This is a genomic window from Mesorhizobium sp. M0174, assembly GCF_040322275.1.
Taxonomy (GTDB): domain Bacteria; phylum Pseudomonadota; class Alphaproteobacteria; order Rhizobiales; family Rhizobiaceae; genus Mesorhizobium.
The window spans coordinates 210,267-227,107 of record NZ_JAMYTB010000005.1; the positions used below are offsets into that span (position 1 = coordinate 210,267).

Annotated in this window: 15 protein-coding genes; 6 read left to right on the plus strand and 9 right to left on the minus strand. The window is 62.6% G+C overall.

The features are described from left to right. The first annotated feature begins 27 nt into the window (after nucleotides 1–27). Nucleotides 28–990, plus strand: a complete 963-nt coding sequence (locus NKJ13_RS13215; RefSeq protein ID WP_352650943.1) for an SDR family oxidoreductase — start codon at nucleotides 28–30, stop codon at nucleotides 988–990. Between the two features lie 63 nt (nucleotides 991–1,053). Here NKJ13_RS13215 and NKJ13_RS13220 read toward each other — a convergent pair whose 3' ends face one another. From NKJ13_RS13220 to NKJ13_RS13245, 6 genes are all read right to left on the minus strand, one after another. After that, entirely contained in the window at nucleotides 1,054–1,212 is a 159-nt protein-coding gene (locus tag NKJ13_RS13220; RefSeq protein ID WP_023678456.1) for a DUF3309 family protein, read from the minus strand. A gap of 98 nt (nucleotides 1,213–1,310) precedes the next feature. Further along, on the minus strand, nucleotides 1,311–4,487 hold the full coding sequence (locus NKJ13_RS13225) for an efflux RND transporter permease subunit (RefSeq protein ID WP_352687248.1): 3,177 nt from the start codon (nucleotides 4,485–4,487) through the stop codon (nucleotides 1,311–1,313). Between the two features lie 2 nt (nucleotides 4,488–4,489). After that, the gene (locus tag NKJ13_RS13230) at nucleotides 4,490–5,701 is read right to left on the minus strand and encodes an efflux RND transporter periplasmic adaptor subunit (protein ID WP_352687245.1); all 1,212 of its coding nucleotides are present in this window, start codon (nucleotides 5,699–5,701) and stop codon (nucleotides 4,490–4,492) included. Between the two features lie 384 nt (nucleotides 5,702–6,085). Continuing rightward, nucleotides 6,086–7,216, minus strand: a complete 1,131-nt coding sequence (locus NKJ13_RS13235; RefSeq protein WP_352476433.1) for a patatin-like phospholipase family protein — start codon at nucleotides 7,214–7,216, stop codon at nucleotides 6,086–6,088. 26 nt (nucleotides 7,217–7,242) lie between these two features. Then, nucleotides 7,243–8,025 (minus strand): 3-hydroxybutyrate dehydrogenase, encoded by a 783-nt coding sequence (locus tag NKJ13_RS13240; protein ID WP_352687242.1) that lies wholly within the window; start codon nucleotides 8,023–8,025, stop codon nucleotides 7,243–7,245. Nucleotides 8,026–8,224: 199 nt separating this feature from the next. After that, nucleotides 8,225–9,313: a citrate synthase/methylcitrate synthase gene (locus NKJ13_RS13245; protein ID WP_352737769.1), complete on the minus strand. Its 1,089-nt coding sequence runs from the start codon at nucleotides 9,311–9,313 to the stop codon at nucleotides 8,225–8,227. A 92-nt stretch (nucleotides 9,314–9,405) separates the two neighbouring features. Between NKJ13_RS13245 and NKJ13_RS13250 the strand changes: the two genes are divergently transcribed. After that, the gene (locus tag NKJ13_RS13250) at nucleotides 9,406–10,554 is read left to right on the plus strand and encodes a citrate/2-methylcitrate synthase (RefSeq protein ID WP_352504977.1); all 1,149 of its coding nucleotides are present in this window, start codon (nucleotides 9,406–9,408) and stop codon (nucleotides 10,552–10,554) included. Between the two features lie 42 nt (nucleotides 10,555–10,596). Here NKJ13_RS13250 and NKJ13_RS13255 read toward each other — a convergent pair whose 3' ends face one another. Next, the gene (locus NKJ13_RS13255; RefSeq protein WP_352504976.1) at nucleotides 10,597–11,250 is read right to left on the minus strand and encodes a TetR/AcrR family transcriptional regulator; all 654 of its coding nucleotides are present in this window, start codon (nucleotides 11,248–11,250) and stop codon (nucleotides 10,597–10,599) included. A 101-nt stretch (nucleotides 11,251–11,351) separates the two neighbouring features. On the opposite strand from NKJ13_RS13255, the gene NKJ13_RS13260 reads away from it, so the two are divergent. Further along, complete coding sequence (locus NKJ13_RS13260) at nucleotides 11,352–11,798, plus strand: hypothetical protein (RefSeq protein WP_352737771.1); 447 nt, start codon at nucleotides 11,352–11,354, stop codon at nucleotides 11,796–11,798. 108 nt (nucleotides 11,799–11,906) lie between these two features. On the opposite strand, the gene phaR is transcribed toward NKJ13_RS13260, so the two are convergent. Then, nucleotides 11,907–12,515 (minus strand): polyhydroxyalkanoate synthesis repressor PhaR, encoded by a 609-nt coding sequence (gene phaR, locus NKJ13_RS13265; protein WP_254816501.1) that lies wholly within the window; start codon nucleotides 12,513–12,515, stop codon nucleotides 11,907–11,909. Nucleotides 12,516–12,793: 278 nt separating this feature from the next. On the opposite strand from phaR, the gene NKJ13_RS13270 reads away from it, so the two are divergent. Continuing rightward, nucleotides 12,794–13,978 (plus strand): acetyl-CoA C-acetyltransferase, encoded by a 1,185-nt coding sequence (locus tag NKJ13_RS13270; protein WP_254816500.1) that lies wholly within the window; start codon nucleotides 12,794–12,796, stop codon nucleotides 13,976–13,978. 104 nt (nucleotides 13,979–14,082) lie between these two features. Then, nucleotides 14,083–14,808: an acetoacetyl-CoA reductase gene (phbB, locus tag NKJ13_RS13275; RefSeq protein WP_352504974.1), complete on the plus strand. Its 726-nt coding sequence runs from the start codon at nucleotides 14,083–14,085 to the stop codon at nucleotides 14,806–14,808. A gap of 65 nt (nucleotides 14,809–14,873) precedes the next feature. Here the strand turns inward: phbB and NKJ13_RS13280 are convergent, their stop codons facing one another. Next, on the minus strand, nucleotides 14,874–16,124 hold the full coding sequence (locus NKJ13_RS13280; RefSeq protein ID WP_352737773.1) for an FAD-dependent oxidoreductase: 1,251 nt from the start codon (nucleotides 16,122–16,124) through the stop codon (nucleotides 14,874–14,876). On the opposite strand from NKJ13_RS13280, the gene NKJ13_RS13285 reads away from it, so the two are divergent. Beyond that, nucleotides 16,060–16,791 (plus strand): TetR/AcrR family transcriptional regulator, encoded by a 732-nt coding sequence (locus NKJ13_RS13285; RefSeq protein ID WP_352701379.1) that lies wholly within the window; start codon nucleotides 16,060–16,062, stop codon nucleotides 16,789–16,791. The genes NKJ13_RS13280 and NKJ13_RS13285 overlap by 65 nt on opposite strands. The last annotated feature ends 50 nt before the right edge of the window (nucleotides 16,792–16,841 follow it).

Consider the following 16,841-nt stretch of genomic DNA (forward strand, 5'->3'; position numbering starts at 1 on the left):
GTCGCAACACAAACACGGAGACGAACAATGACCAAGATCGCAATTCTCGGCGCCAACGGCCGGCTCGGCCGTGCGGTGGCCAAGGCCTTCCTCGATGCCGGCTACGATGTCCGCGCCGTCACCCGCGGCGGCAAGGTGCCGGCCGAGCTCAAAGGCGCCACGGCAATCGCCGGCGACGCGCTCGACCGCAACGCGCTGATCCGCGCCACCGAAGGCGTCGACATCATCTTCAACGGCCTCAACCCGCTCTACACCGACTGGGGCAAGTGTCTGCCGATGGCGGAGAACGTCATGGCTGCCTGCCGGGCGAACGGCGCACTGCATCTCTTCCCGGGCACCGTCTACAATTACGGCTCGCCGATGCCGGCGGTGATCGCCGAAGACACGCCGTTTCGCCCGACGACGGAAAAGGGCCGCATCCGCGTCGCCATGGAAGATCTGTTTCGCCGCGAGGCGGACGCGGGTCGGGTGCGCACGATCCTGCTGCGCGCCGGTGATTTCTTCGGCGGCACCGGCAGCGGATCGTGGTTCGATCTGGTTGTCGCCGCCAAGATGACCAAGGGTATCTATACGGCACCGGGACCGGTCGATCTCGTGCATGAATGGGCCTATCTGCCCGACCTGGCCAAGACCTTCGTCGGGCTGGCTGACAATCTCGACAAGCTCGGCTCATACGAGGCGCTGAATTTTCCTGGCCATGCGGTGACCGATCTGGACATCAAGGCGGCCGCGGAGAAGGCGCTCGGGCACGCGCTGAAGCTGACGAAGATGCCGTGGTGGGTGCTGCGCGCCGGCAGCCCGTTCGTGGCGATGTGGCGCGAGATCGTTTCGATGTCCTATCTCCGCTTCGAGCCGCACCGGCTGGCTTCAGCCCGGCTGGAAGGCATTATCGGTACGATCCCGCACACGCCGCTGGAAGATGCAGTATCGGAAGCGCTTGAGGATATCGGCGTCGCCACAACCAAGCCGGTGCAGCAAGCTGCCCAATAAGGAAGTTGAAAAAGACGGATGGTCTGACGGTCATCCGCCGCTTGTCCGGACCAATGATTGCGCTCAGATCCGGCCCATCAACAGCAGCACCAAGACAACGATCAGGATGACGCCGACGATGCCCGATGGGCCGTAACCCCAGGACCGAGAATGCGGCCACGCCGGAACCGCGCCGATCAGGATAAGAATAAGAATAATGATGAGAATGGTGCTGATCGTCATCAGAAAATCCTCGCTTTGAGGTTGCAATGACGAAACAATGCAGAAGGCCGCCCATTGTTCCCGGGCGGCCTTTGCTTGATCAGGGCAGCAATCGGACTCTATTCGGCGGCCTTCGGGAAGGCGATCGCCGGCTCGGCGCCCAGATCGGCGTCCAGGCCTTTCGACGGGATGTCGGCCTTGCGACGCCCCAACAGGCTACTGAACCAGCCACGGCGCGCACCGGGTTTGACCTTGGCGCGCGTGAACACCATCAGCATCGACGGCGTCACCACCAGCGTCAGCACGGTGGCGAAGGACAGCCCGAAGACGATAGCCGAAGACAGCGAAATCCACCATTGCGTCGACGGCGCGTTGATCGTCGTCTCGTGGTGGAAGATTTCGAGGCCGAGGCCGAAAGCGATCGGCAGCACGCCGAGGATCGCCGACACTGCCGTCAGCACCACCGGGCGGGCACGTTCGCGGCAGGTCTGCAGAACGGCTTCGTATTTGTCCCAGCCCTCTTCGCGCAACCGGTCATAGGTGTCGATCAGCACGATGTTGTTGTTCACCACCACGCCGGCCAGCGCAATGACACCGATGCCCGACATGACGATGCCGAATGCCTCTCCCGTCAGCAGCAGCCCGAGGAACACGCCGATCGTCGCCATGACCACGCAGGACAGCACCAGCCAGACGCTGGTGAACTTGTTGAACTGCGCCAGAAGCACGATGAAGATCAGGAAGATCGCCGCACCGAAGGCTTTGCTGAGGAAGGCCCCGGCCTCCGCACTGTCCTCATTCGAACCGGCAAGCTTCCAGCGAATGCCGCTGCCGAGGTTCATGTCGGCGACAGCTTTGGTGACCTCCTGCTGGACGGCAGCCACCTGGGCGCCGGCAGCGACGTTGGCCTGGACGACCACCGTTCGCGCGCCGTCGATGCGGTTGAGGATACCGACCGTCGGCTCCGGCTTGCGCACGACGAAGTTCGAGATCGGCACCGAGCCTTGCGCGGTCTGCACCCTGAGTTCGTCGAGCGTCGACAGCGTGCGCCGATCCTCGGGCAGGCGCAGCCTGATGTCCACCGCATCGTCGGCGCCGGCTGGCCGGTACTCGCTGAGCTTCAGCCCGTTGGTCACCAATTGCACGACCGTCCCGACCGCGGTCGGACTGATGCCGTACTGCGCCGCCTTGGCGCGATCGACCTCGAGCGCCCAGTCGACCCCGGGCGGCGCCAGACCATCGGAAATATCGATGACGCCGGGCACCTTGGCAATGCGCGCGGCGACGGCGCGGGCCTTGTCGTCAAGGCCCTTCGGATCGACGGCCGAAAGCCTGATCTGGATCGGCTTGCCGGTGGGCGGGCCGGCTTCCGGCACGCGAACCTCGACGTCGACACCGGGAATGCCGGCCATCACGCCGCGCAGTTCGTCCAGGATTGAGTTCGCCGATTTGCGCTCGCGCCAGTCGACGAATTCGTACTGGATCACGCCGACCACGTCTTCCGGAACGTCCTGGCCGCCGCCCTGCGTCTTGCCGACACGCGTATAGACGGACTTCACGCCCGGCCAACCGAGCAGCCGATTTTCCGCCGTCTTGGTGGCCGCGTCCATTTCGGCAAGCGAAAGATTGCCGCGGGCGTGGACATAGAGCAGGCCGTAGTCAGGCTCGACATTCGGGAAGAATTCGACGCCGGCGCCGAATTTCGAATAGGCGTAGCCGACGCCGAACAACAGCGCCACAGTGAGGACAAGCACGGTGATGGGATAGTGCACCGCCTGCTTGACCACGGCCATGTACCAGCCGTCGCGATTGTCGTCGGGGTGATGGGCCGGCGCCTTGGCAAATATCGCGCCCAGCGTCGGCGCGAAGACCAGCGCATAGAGCATCGAGGCCGAGAGCGTCACGATCAGAGTGATCGGCATATATTTCATGAAGTCGCCGATGATGCCCGGCCAGAACAACAGCGGCGAGAAGGCGGCAATGCGCGTCATCGTCGCCGCGATGACCGGGCCGGCCATGCGCTTGGCGGCAAGCGCGAACGCCTCTTGCTTCGGCATGCCCTCGCTCATGCGACGCTCGGCGAATTCGGTGACGATAATGGCGTCGTCGACCAGCATGCCGACCGCCAGGATCAGGCTGAACAGCACGATCATGTTGATCGTGTAGCCCATCATTGCCAGCAACAGGATACCGATCAGGAAGGATGAGGGGATGGCCAGTCCGATCAGCAGCGAGGCACGGCCGGACAGCGCGTAGAGGATAACGATGAACACCAGGATGACGGCGATCATCACGTGGTTCTGCAGGTCGCCGAGCAACTGGTTCACGAAAACGGACTTGTCTTGCGTGTAGGTGACGTGCATGCCCTCCGGCATCGTCTTGATGAAGGCGTCGGACACCTCCCTGACCTTGCCAATCGTATCGATCAGGTTGGAGCCGATGCGCTTCTTCACCTCGATGGCAATCGCCGGCTTGCCGTCGAGGCGGGTAACCGTCTCGGCGTCCTTGAAGGTCGAGCGGATGGTGGCGATATCCTTGGCCTGCACCACGGCATTGGGGCCGGCGACGACCGGAAGCGCCGCCACATCCTCTGGCGTCTCGATAAGCGACGGCACCTTGACTGCGTATTTGCCCTCGGACCCTTCGATATTGCCGGCGGCGACAAGACTGTTGGAAGCGCCGACCGCACCGATCAACTGGTCGAGCTGCAGCCCGTAGGAAGACAGCTTCATCGGATCGATGACCACTTCGACGAGGTCGTCGCGCGCACCCTGCAGCGAGCCCTCGAGCACACCAGGCACTTCCTCGATGCGGTCGCGCAACTCGCGCGCCGCCGCCGTCAGCACGCGCTCGGGCACCTCGCCCGACAGCGTCACGACCAGGACGGGGAACTCGGAGATGTTGACCTCTGAGACCACGGGCTCCTCGGCCGCTTGCGGCAGGTCGGCCTTGCCGTCCTGCACCTTGCTGCGCGTGTCCTGCAGCGCGGTGGCGAGATCCGTCTGTGGCTGGAATTCGACCAGCACATAGCCGCCGCCCTGGAAGGCGGCCGAGCGCATCTCCTTGAGGCCCTTCAGGCTCTTCAGCTTGGCTTCCATCGGCCGCAGCAAGAGGCGCTCGGAATCTTCCGGCGAGATGCCTTGGTAGATCAGGCTGATATACATCATCGGAATCGGAACGTCCGGTTCCGCTTCCTTCGGCGTCGACTGGTAAGCGACCGCACCGGCAAGGATGAGAAAGACCAGGACCGATATGGTCAGCCGGGCATTGCTGATTGCAAGTTTGACGATGTCCATGATTACTGCGTCCCGGTCGTCGCTTCGCCCAACAGCTTTTGGATGGTCGCCTGGTCCGCTTCGACCGGCTTGACCACTTCGCCTTCCTTCACCAGCTCCTGGCCGGCGACGATGATGCGGGCGTCGGTCGGAATGCCGCCAAGCACCAGGCCGGTCGGCGTGTCGTCGACCAGGTCGATCGGGAAGAACACGACCTTGTCGTCCTTGCCGACGGCGCGGATGCCGAGGTCGCCCTTGTCGCCGAGCGTCACCACCGAGCGCGGCAGCATGACGGCATCGGTCGGCTGGGCGCTGAGCGCGATTTCGGCCGTCATGCCGGCCGGTACGGAACCATCTGCATTCGGGATGGCGACTTCGACCCGGAAGGTACGGGTTGCCGATGATGCATCCCGGCTGATGTAGCGCACGATGCCCTCGACGTTCTGGCCGCTGACCAGACGCACATTCGCCTTGTCACCGATCTTCAGATAGCCGAGATCGCGTTCGCTGACCTCGCCGCGCGCAATCACCGGGTCGAGGCTGAGAATAGTAGCCACCTCGCCGCCCTGCATCACGGAACTGCCAAGCTCCACCGGCACCCGGTCGATAACGCCGTCGAAGGGCGCCTTCACCTCATTGCGGTCGAGTTCGGCTTGCGCTGCGTCCAGTTGCGACTTGGCCAGCGTCAGGTTGGAGCGGGCTGTATCGAGCTGCAACTTGGGCAGATTGCCGGTTTTCATAAGCCGCAGGGCAGCAGCCAGCTCTGCCTCCCGCTGCACGACAAGCTGCTTGGCATTGTCGACCGCCGAGATTTTTTCCTCGGCGGCAAGCATCAGGATCAGGTCGCCGGTCTTGACGTGCTGACCCTGCTTGACCGGCAGCTTGTCGATGACGCCGGCGACGCGTGTCGCCAGGACGGCGCGCTTGTCGGCTTCGGTCAGTCCGGAAATGCGGATAGCGCGTGCATAGGTGCGCCGCGGCGGGGTTATGACCGCGACCGTACGTAACGGCGCCTTGGGCTGTTCCGCCTCGGCAGTCCCCGGCTTGGCAGCCCCCTCTTCGCCAGTTTGGGGCTTGCCTGCGTCGGCTGTCTTGGGCTGCTCGACCTCTCCTGCCTTGGGCTTGTTATCGGCGGACGCGCTGCCGACGGACGAGAACTCGCCTGTCACCATCCAGCCGGCGAAACCGATGAGCACAACAATGGCAGCAAGCTTGTGAAACCTGAATTTCGGCATCGTTATTTTTCCAGTGCGCGGGGTTCGGCCAAGCCGCATCTTCTACTTGGGGCGCGTCGCCGATATGGGTGCGCGCGAGGCCGTATTCAAATTGCCGTGATCGGCGAAGCGCGCTTCTACCGCAAAGTTGCGGCGCAATATAGTCAGAAAAGTTGATGGATTGTTGCTTTGTCCGCAAAGATGCGGCTGCAGCATCGGCTGTTGATCGCCAAAACAGCGGTATGGCAGCAAGTGTCAGGATGATTGGACAGATTGCGACGTCATCTGCTTTGCGGAGGAGCGAGAGCAATTCCAGGAAAATGTGAAACGGTTTCCGTCCGGAATTGCGTCAAAACAAAAAGAAAAAGATAGAGCGGTTCGGCGTTTCCGAAACGATTAACCGTTCTAGGCCGGACGGCGGGCGGCCTCGGGCTGCTTGCGCGCCGCAAGAAACTCCTTGACCCGCCGGCCCGGCGCGGGCCCGCGTACCGGCTTCAGGCCGTCATCGAGCTCGCCGGACAGATCGATCGTCGGCCGCTTGCCGACGGCGTCGTAGTTTTCTTCCAGCCAGTCACTGGCCGCGGTGCGGCCGAGGTCGCGCAGATAGGCAAGGAACGCCCATTCGGCATTGACCTTGGACGATGCCGACAAATCCTTGAACGCTTCGTCGGCGTCGATGCGGTGCATGCGTATGTCGCGATATTCGCCGTGCGGCAGTCGGCCGGCGGCGATCAATTCCTTGACGAAGGCGATCGAGCGGAATTCGCGCAACAGCCCGGCATTGAAGGTGATCTCGTCGATGCGGTTTTGAATCTCATTGGCGCTCTTCGGCGTCCCCTCGCGGACCACCGGATTGATCTGAACCAAAAGCACGTCCTCGGTGGCCGCCGTCTTGAAGAACGGGAACAGTGCCGGGTTGCCGCCATAACCGCCATCCCAATAGGGCACGCCCTTGATCTCGACGGCACGGAACAATTGCGGCAAGCAGGCCGACGCCATCACCGTGTCGAGGTCGATCTCGCCGTCAGAGAAGACCCGCAACTGGCCGGTCTCGACATTGGTAGCGGAAATGAACAGTTCAATCGACTTGCAGGCGCGCACATTGTCGAAATCGATCTCACGTTCGACCACGTCGCGCAGCGGATTGATGGCGAGCGGATTGGCGACATAGGGCGAAAATACCCGAGACATCGTATCGAACAGGAAATAGCCGGGCGTGTTCTCGATCGACCAATTGCCCCAGGCGACGTCCCAAGGCATGCGCTGCACCGGGCTGAAGCGGCCCTTTGCCGCCACCGCACGCCAGAAATCGTCGAGCTTGCGCCGCGCACCCTCGACGCCGCCGCGGACAAAGCCGTCGGCCAGCGCCACAGCATTCATGGCACCGGCGCTGGTGCCCGAAACCGCCGTTATGTCGAGGCGCCCGTCCTCCAGCAGCCGATCGAGCACGCCCCAGGAAAACGCCCCGTGCGAGCCGCCGCCTTGCAGCGCGATGTTGATCTTCTTTGGCTCTTCCACCTTGCCGTTCTTCGGCATGGCGTGGCCCTTGACCGCTGGATGGCTCACTGAGCGGTCCAGCCGCCATCGACAGAGATGTGCGTGCCGTTGATCTGCGCCGCCGCATCCGAGCATAGGAACACTGCCACCGCCGCAACCTGCTCGACGGTAACGAACTCCTTGGTCGGCTGCTTTTCGAGCATGACCTCGCGGACCACCGTCTCGCGGTCCATCTTGTTGGCCTTCATCTGGTCGGGGATCTGCGCCTCGACCAGCGGCGTCAGCACATAGCCCGGACAAATGGCATTGCAGGTGATCTTGTCGCGCGCCAGCTCCAGGGCGACAGTCTTGGTCAAGCCCATAATGCCATGCTTGGCCGAGACATAGGCCGACTTGAACGGCGACGCGACTAAGCCGTGGGCCGAGGCGACGTTGACGATCCGGCCGCCACCGGCCTGTTTCATCAACGGAATGGCGGCGGCGATGGTGTGGAAGGCCGATGACAGGTTGATGGCGATGATCGCATCCCACTTCTCGATCGGGAAGCTTTCCACCGGCGCGACATGCTGGATGCCGGCATTGTTGATCAGGATGTCGACCGAGCCGAATGCCTCGGCTGCCTTCGCCACCAAAGCCCGGCACTCGGCCGGCTTCGACATGTCGGCTTTGACATAGGCGGTCCTCACCTTGTGGTGCTTCGCGATCGCGTCTGCGATGGCGTGGTCGTCTGCGGTATCGGAAAAGGAATTGACGACGAGGTTGCAGCCTTCGGCCGCGAGCGCGTGGGCAATGGCCAGGCCGATGCCCGAGGTAGAACCCGTGACGATGGCGGTTTTTCTGGTAGTCAAGGCTGGCTATTCCTTTGAAGTGGGTTCCCGCGGAACCATGTTGCACTGCAGCATATAGGTTCTCTGCCATCCAAGAACAGCGGATGTGTGGGGCAATGACATGAAATTTTTGTCATGAGGACCTCTCTTATCTCGACGAGAGAGGTGTCCAGCACCGGCTATTGCGACCGGCTTCCGCAAGTATGCGAGGGAAAAATCCTCAAGCGACGAGGTCTGGGACCGGCCCGATATAGCGCGACTGCGGCCGGATCAGCCGTCCGCTCGTCTGCTGCTCGCGCGCATGGGCAATCCAGCCGGCGACGCGCCCGGCAGCAAAGACATTGGTGAACGCCTCTTTCGGAAAGCCCGCCGCTTCCAGCAGAAGTGCTGTGAAGAACTCGACATTGGTCTGGAGCGAGCGCGACGGCTTGGCGATGCGAAGCACTTCGAGCGCCGCTTGCTCCACGCTCTCGGCAAACGCCAGCCGGTGGCCGGCTTCACCCTTGGCGCCGAGTTGCCGCACCACCGCTTTCAGCACGTCGGCACGCGGATCGCGCACGCGGTAGATGCGATGCCCGAAGCCCATGATGCGGCGGCCGCGCCCGATCTCGTCACGCAGCCAGCCGGCGGCGTCGTCATGCGCCTCGATCGCATCCAGCATCTCGATCACCGGACCTGGGGCGCCGCCATGCAGCGGCCCCTTGAGCGCTCCGAGCCCGGCCAGCACCGCCGAAGTAAGCCCGGCCTGCGTCGAAGCGACCACGCGCGTGGCGAAGGTCGATGCGTTGAGGCCATGGTCGCAAACCGTCACGAGATAGGCATCGAGTGCCTTCGCCAACTTCGGCGAGGCCGCAATGCCGGTCAGCATCCGCAGCATGTCGGCGGCATGATCGGCCTTGCTATCGGGCGCAATCGGGCTTTCGTCGCGCTGCAAGCGCAGCAAGGCCGGCGTCAGCACGGCAGGCGCCGCAACCAGCCGCAGCGCGTCCGGCAATTTGCCGCCGTCCGGCAGCAGCGCAATGCCGGCGCGCATCGCGCTGTAGATATCGAGGGATGCGAGAAACGGCAGCAAGGGTTCGATCTGCCCGAACACTTCGCTGCGCGCCCGACCGATCGCGTTCGCCAGCTCCTTGTCGCCGGGAAAATCGTCAAAAAAGCCGTCGAACAGCAGATGGACCACCTCGGCGTATTTCCAGCGGCCTGCCAGTTCGGGCAACGAATGGCCCCGGATGGTCAGGCGGCCGCCAAGACCGTCAACATCGGAGAGCACCGTTTCCGCCGCCACCACATCATCGAGCCCATTCGCCATTGGTTTTCTCCTTGACCCTTTCCGCGCGGTAGATAAGGGTTGGCGACTGGATCATCAATCTTGATCAACAGAATCAACATGACAGGACTGACATGACGGAGTGGCTGACGCGGGACGAGGCCCTGGAGCGTCTCAAGGTGCGCGCCCAGACGCTCTATGCCTATGTCAGCCGCGGGCGCATCGGCATGCGGCCGGATGGGGCGGATCCACGCCGTAGCCAGTATCGCGCCGACGACATCGCGGCGCTGGCGAGCCGCCGGGCGCGCGGCCGAAATCCTCAGGCCATCGCCGAAAGTGCAATTGCCTGGGGCGAGCCGGCGATAGCCACCACGATCTCGACCGTTTTGCACGGCCGCCTCGTCTATCGCGGCCAGGATGCGGTTGCACTCTGCGAGGCTGCCACGCTGGAGCAGACGGCAAACCTGCTTTGGGCGTCTGACGCACCAGTGTCGTTTGTCTCGGCGAGCCGCCATGGCAACGGCGCAACTGGCCGGCCGGCCGCCTTCGCGGGATTGGCCGCGTTGGCGGCCAAGGGCCGGCCTTCGCTCGGCCGCCGATCAGCTTCGCTCAACCACGATGCGGCCGGCGCCATCGCCGCCTTGGCCCAGGCGCTCGGCGCGATTCCCGGAACCGGTGCCGTGCACGAAAGGCTGGCGCGGCGATGGTCGCTCGATGCGGCCGGCGCAGACTTGATCCGCCGCTCGCTCGTACTGTTGGCCGATCACGAATTGAACGCATCGACCTTCGCCGCACGGGTCGCCGCGTCCACCGGCGCACCTGTTTCGGCCTGCCTGCTTGCCGGCCTCGCCACGCTCTCCGGTCCGCGCCATGGCGCCGCCGCGGAGGCCGTCATGATATTGGGTGAGGATGCGCAGAGATTGGGGCCGGATGCGGCCGTCGGACGCTGGCTCGGTCACGACATGCCACTGCCCGGATTTGGCCATCCGCTTTATCCCGACGGCGATCCGCGCGCCGAACCTTTGCTGGCCGCTATCGATGTCGATGACGGGCTGCTGCGGCTTTGGGATGCGGCCTTTGCGGCAACGGGCATGCGCCCGAACGTCGATTTCGCCTTGGCTGCCCTGACGCGCAGCCTCCGCTTGCCGTCCGATGCGCCGTTCCGTCTGTTTGCGCTCGGCCGCAGCGTCGGCTGGGCCGCGCACGCGGTGGAACAGGTGACAAGCAACGGCCTGATCCGGCCACGCGCCCGCTACCAGGGACCGCTGCCGGAGTTCCATTAGCTGGTGGCGCAATCCCGGTCCCTTTTTTGGGTGCTGGCGGATTTAAGCTTTAGATGGAATGGTCATACGGTTCATGAAAAGTCGGAGAGCCCGCTGCGCGGCCAGGGCTGGCGGCTCGGACGGATGCCATTCCCGGAAATGACCATCGAGCGCCATACGTGCCAACCCATACACGAGTGCACGCGCGGCAAGCACAAGATGATCAAAGTCGGTGTCGGGAGCAAGCCGACCGTGTTGTTGCGCTTGCGTCAGCAAGTCGATCATCCTCCGCCGAATAGCCTCATTCTGATGACGAAGGCTGTCCGACGCTTCAAAATCAATTAGGGTTCTGGAACTGATGATCTGGAAATGCGTGGGGTTGGTAATTGCCCATTCCAGATAGCCTTGTCCGATTGCTTCGAAAGCCTCAATGGGATCTGCGCTGCCGATTTTCGACTGCGCCTTGGCAACAGCCTCTGTCAGCCGATCCATGGCCTGTTCGGCGACCGCGGTTAGCAACGCTGTTTTCGATCGAAAATGCCGGAATGGTGCGCCGGGTGAAACGCCGGCACGTTTTGCGGCTTCGCGTACGGAGACATGCTCGGCTCCCCGTTCCTCGATGATCTCCACGGTTGCCGTGATCAAGGCCTCGACAAGATTGCCGTGATGGTATCGCTTGGCATGTCCGGCTTCGTCGGAATCAGTAGTCTTGGTCATCTCAGCCAAATAGCACGAGAGCGGAATGTAATCGCTGATTATTTCCCTTGTGTTCGAGCACTGCATATGTAATCAGTGTTTACATCGCAACGGAGGTTATCATGTTTCGCATCATCGCAACGACTGCCCTCGCTTTTTCCTTATTGTCGCTCGTGTCTGCCGAGGCCGAGGATCGGCCCACCCTGGAAATCGCCTGGCCGACCGCAGGTTCAGTTGTCGAACTGGGCAATGCTCCTGAGAAGGCGATAGGCGTCGTCGTCAGGAGCAACTTCAGGCTGCTCGCTGCGGGTGAGTGCGGGGAAATCAGCCAATGCGGCCACGTGCATATGAAGATCGATTCCGACGGAGACACCTGCAACATCCCCGGCAAGCCGTACAACAGCATGAACAGCGACTTTGGCGGTGACCTTATCAAGGCCCGTTTCGGCCATTGCCCGAATGCCGCCGGCAGACACGTAATCGGCGTGCTTCTTGCCGATGATCATCACCGGCCCATTCTAGTAGACGGCAAACCTGTTACCGCTCTGGTGACGGTGACCACGAAATAGAGCATGCCACGATGCATAGCATGGATGACATCTCCGCCTTTCGAGACGAAGATGTTTATCACACGGTCTGCTGAAGGAAGTTTCGGCCGGCACTTCGCCAGCCGGCAGTCAGGACATCGTGTCGAGCTTGCGCTGCATCGCGGCGATCTGCTCCTTCAGTTCCTGAAGGTCGTCGGGTTTTTCCGGTGTTTCCTTCCTGGCCGGTTCGGCTGGGGCTGCTGCCGGCGCAGAGCCCGCAGGCGGGAACGGTGTGAACAGCCGCATGGCGTTCTGGAACATTTCCATGTTGCGCCGCGTCTGCTCCTCCAGCACCTTGATCGGCGTGGCGATCTTCATCATGTCCATCGGCGACTTGCCGAGCGCATCTTTCATCTGCTCGCGAAAGCGTTCCTGCTCCTTAGAGAACGCCAGCATTGACTGCTCGAGAAAGCTCGGCACGATCATCTGCATCTGGTCGCCGTAATAGGCGATGAGCTGACGCAGGAACGGGATCGGCAGCATGTTCTGCCCGTCCTTGTTCTCCAGCTCGAAGATGATCTGGGTCAGCACCGGATGCGTGATGTCGTCACCGGTCTTGGCGTCCTGGACAGTAAAGTCCTCGCCTTTTTTGACCATTTCAGCGAGATCCTCAAGCGTCACATAGGTGCTGGTGCCCGTATTGTAGAGACGGCGATTGGCATATTTCTTGATAACAATAGGTTCGTCTTTTGCGGCCATCTGCATCCTCCCCGGACACCGGGCAGCTTAAGTAAGCCGCCGGTAACGATTGCGCCTTTTTAAAGGATATGCGCAAAAGCGTCATGAATCCAAGCAGTTTGTGCAGTGCGGGAACATTTTATGCTGCGCAGCACGGACGGGCCGCCGTTGCAGCGACGTGCTGCATGCTTGCGGCAGTCGGACGCCATGCCCATTTCGGGTTTGACTCGGGTTGTGGAAAGGGCAAGAAAAGTCCCCGACGGCACCCGAAATCGTTCCCCGAAAGCCTGGAGAAGAACATGTCCGCTTCCAACGCCATCGTTGTCGCCAGTGCAGCGCGCACGCCTGTCGGCTCCTTCAACGGCGCCTTCGCCAACACGCCAGCCCATGAATTGGGTGCGGTCGCCGTCAGGGAAGCGCTTGTCCGTGCCGGCGTCGAGGGCAAGGAGGTGGACGAGGTCATTCTCGGCCAGATCCTGACCGCGGCCCAAGGGCAGAACCCGGCGCGGCAGGCGGCTATGGCCGCCGGCGTGCCGCAGGAGGCTACCTCCTGGGGCCTGAACCAGCTCTGCGGCTCGGGCTTGCGCGCCATCGCGCTCGGCATGCAGCAGATCGCCCAGGGCGACGCGAGGATCATCGTTGCCGGCGGCCAGGAATCGATGTCGATGGCTCCGCATGCGCAACATCTGCGCGGTGGCGTCAAGATGGGCGACTTCAAGCTGATCGACACCATGATCAAGGACGGCCTGACCGATGCGTTCTACGGCTATCATATGGGCAACACCGCGGAGAACGTCGCTCGCCAGTTCCAGATCACCCGCGACGACCAGGACCAGTTCGCACTGGCTTCCCAGAACAAGGCCGAGGCCGCGCAGAAAGCCGGAAAATTCAAGGACGAGATAGTTGCCTTCACAGTCAAGGGCAGGAAGGGCGACACCGTAGTCGACCAGGATGAATACATCCGCCACGGCGCGACAATCGATGCCATGACCAAGCTCAAGCCGGCCTTCGACAAGGAAGGCACGGTGACGGCAGCTAATGCCTCCGGCATCAACGACGGCGCCGCAGCTGTGGTGCTGATGACCGAAGCGGAAGCCGCAAGGCGCGGCATCACACCTCTGGTGCGTATCGTTTCCTGGGCGACCGCCGGCGTCGACCCGCAGATCATGGGGACGGGACCGATCCCCTCTTCGCGCAAGGCGCTGGCCAAGGCCGGCTGGTCGGTCGGCGACCTCGATCTGGTCGAAGCCAACGAGGCCTTCGCCGCGCAGGCCTGCGCCGTCAACAAGGACATGGGCTGGGACCCGGCGATCGTCAACGTCAATGGCGGCGCCATCGCCATCGGCCATCCGGTCGGTGCCTCGGGCGCCCGCATCTTCAACACGCTGGTCTACGAGATGCGCCGCAGAAGTGCCAAGAAAGGTCTTGCCACGCTGTGCATCGGCGGCGGTATGGGCGTTGCCATGTGCGTGGAAGCATTGTGATGAGATAGGCGATACGAGTAGGATGCTGGTGCAAAGCGAGTAGGGAATAGAGGGCAAACCCCACCGCTTCAACGCGCAGCCATCTGCATTTCCCGGGAGGACACATGACAAAGGTTGCAATCGTCACAGGCGGGTCGCGCGGCATCGGCGCGGCGATATCGGTCGCCTTGAAGAGCGCCGGCTATTCGGTGGCCGCAAACTACGCGGGCAACGAGGATGCGGCGGCAAAGTTCAAGGCAGCGACCGGCATCCCGGTCTATAAATGGTCGGTCGCCGACTATGAAGCCTGCACTGCCGGCATCAAACAGATAGAGGCCGATCTCGGTCCCGTCTCGGTGCTGGTCAACAATGCCGGCATCACCCGCGACGCGATGTTCCACAAGATGACGCGCGAGCAATGGAAAGAGGTCCTCGACACCAATCTTTCCGGCGTCTTCAACATGACGCATCCGTTGTGGGGTGGAATGCGCGACCGCAAGTTCGGCCGCATCATCACCATCTCCTCGATCAACGGCCAGAAAGGCCAGGTCGGCCAGGTCAATTATTCGGCTTCGAAGGCCGGCGACATCGGCTTCACCAAGGCACTGGCCCAGGAAGGCGCGCGCGCCGGCATCACCGTCAACGTCATCTGCCCCGGCTATATCGCCACCGAGATGGTCAAGGCGATGGACGAGAAGGTGCTCAACGAGCGTGTCATCCCGCACATCCCGGTCGGCCGTCTCGGCGAGCCGGAGGAGATCGCGCGCTGCGTCGTCTTCCTCGCATCTGACGACGCCGGTTTCATCACCGGCTCGACCATTTCAGCCAATGGCGGCCAGTACATTAGCTGAGGCTTGGGATGTCGCGGATGCCCCCGTACCGGCCCGACGGCAGGTACGGGCAGATAACCGGGCTGTCACGCGGCAAGCTTCAGCGCTGGGCTGGCTTCAGGCTGGGTTCGGGTAATTGAACCTGCCTTGCACGCGGGTGCCGGCAGACGGGCAAGCGGCGCCCGACTGAGGCCCGACAGCTTCAATGCGATGCGGCGCTTCAGGAATGGTGTGAGGTTCAGCACCGACAGCACGAGGTTGCGAACGAACCGCTTCACCGGACTGCGGGCAAGCGCCATGCCGGTCATCATGCCAGCCAGGTCAAGCACCTCTTGGGCTGCCGGGCGTCGCAGCGTTTCATAGAGTTCGAGCTCCGCTTCGGGGCGCACGCCGTTCACCACGTCGCCAAGCAATTGGCCAAGCACGACCGCGTCGACGATGCCGGTATTCATGCCTTGCCCTCCCGCCGGACTGTGCACGTGCGCGGCATCGCCCATCAGGAACAACCGGCCCTTGCGGTATGACCGGACCAGGCGGTGATGCACGCGAAACCGCGAGCTCCACGACAGGTCGAGCACGCGGGTTCTTTCTTTGGTCGGCCCACGGCTGTCGAGCAGCACCTGTATGTCTGCGACTGCGGGTTTTTCCGGTGCATCGTCCATTGTCGCGACGACGCGGTACGATCCGTCTGGGAGCGGCGCCACCACCACCAGTCCGGCTGGCGCAAAGAACAGCGACACTTCGGTTGGCCCAACCGGCCAGTCGAGACGAACGTCGGCGAGAACGAACGACGCCTCATAGGCCGCGCCGTCGAACTCTATGCTGGCCGAGTTGCGCACCAGGCTGTGCATGCCGTCGCCGCCAACGACGTAACGTGTCGATATGATCTTCTCGCGGCCGTTTTCGACCACCGTCACGCGCGCACCGTCAGTGTCCTGAAGCACCGCTTTGGCCTCGACCATGCGGTGGATCACGCCGCCCAGGGCCGTAATCCGCTCGGCAAACACCTGCTCGGTGAGATTCTGAGGCAGCATCATCAGATAGGGATGCCTCGACGGAAGCTTTCCGAAATCGAGCTTGAGCAGTGCCCGGCTGCGATCTCGGATGGCGAAATTCTGCAGCTTCAGGGCAAGTTCGCTCAGCCGCTGCGTGACGCCCAGAGGCTCCAGCGCTTCCAGCGTCTGAGCGTGGATGACGCCGGCCCGCGAGGTCTGAAGGCCCTCCCCAAGCCTGTCGATCAGAACATGGTCGACCCCGGCCTGGTGCAGCACGATGGACAGCGCCAAGCCGGTCGGGCCGGCGCCGATAATCAGGACTTCCGTTGTATCTGGCAACATTTTCTCTCTCCATTTATCAACACATGTTGACTTTCTAGTCGAAGCCATTGCATTTGTCAACAACCGTTGGCATAGGGATTTCATGAGCGAGAATCAGCAGAAGAAAACCAGCAAGTCGGACCGCACCCGCGCCCAGATCCTCGAAGCCGCGAGGCTGCTGTTCGCCAGGCACGGCTATGACGGCGCCTCCATCCGCGACGTCGCGGCCCACGCCTCGATCGATCCGGCCATGGTGATCCGCTATTTCCGCAGCAAGGACGAGCTATTCGCCAGAGCGGCGGTCGTCGACCTGAGATTGCCGGCACTGCGGGTGATCGATCGAACCGCCATCGGCAAGACACTGATCAGGCGATTTCTCGAAATCTGGGAAGATCCGGCCAACGGTACCGGCATGGCAATTCTGCTGCGGTCGGCGACGTCGAACGAATTCGCCGCCGAAAAGTTGCGCGATGTATTTGCCAACCAGGTGAGGCCACTGGTTGCGGCGGTCGCTGATCCCGCCGATGCGGGCCGGCGGGCCGGGCTCATTTCCAGCCAGCTGCTGGGTTTGGCGATGTGCCGTTACCTGCTGCGCCTACCACCGGTCGTCGCCCTGTCTCACGAAGAAATCATCCAGACCGTCGGCCCTACATTGCAGCGCTATGCCGTCGGAGAGGATGTGCCTTGAACAAGCCGTTCAGCGTGGGGCCGAGTCTGAGCCTCATGCGGCAAGTGCGC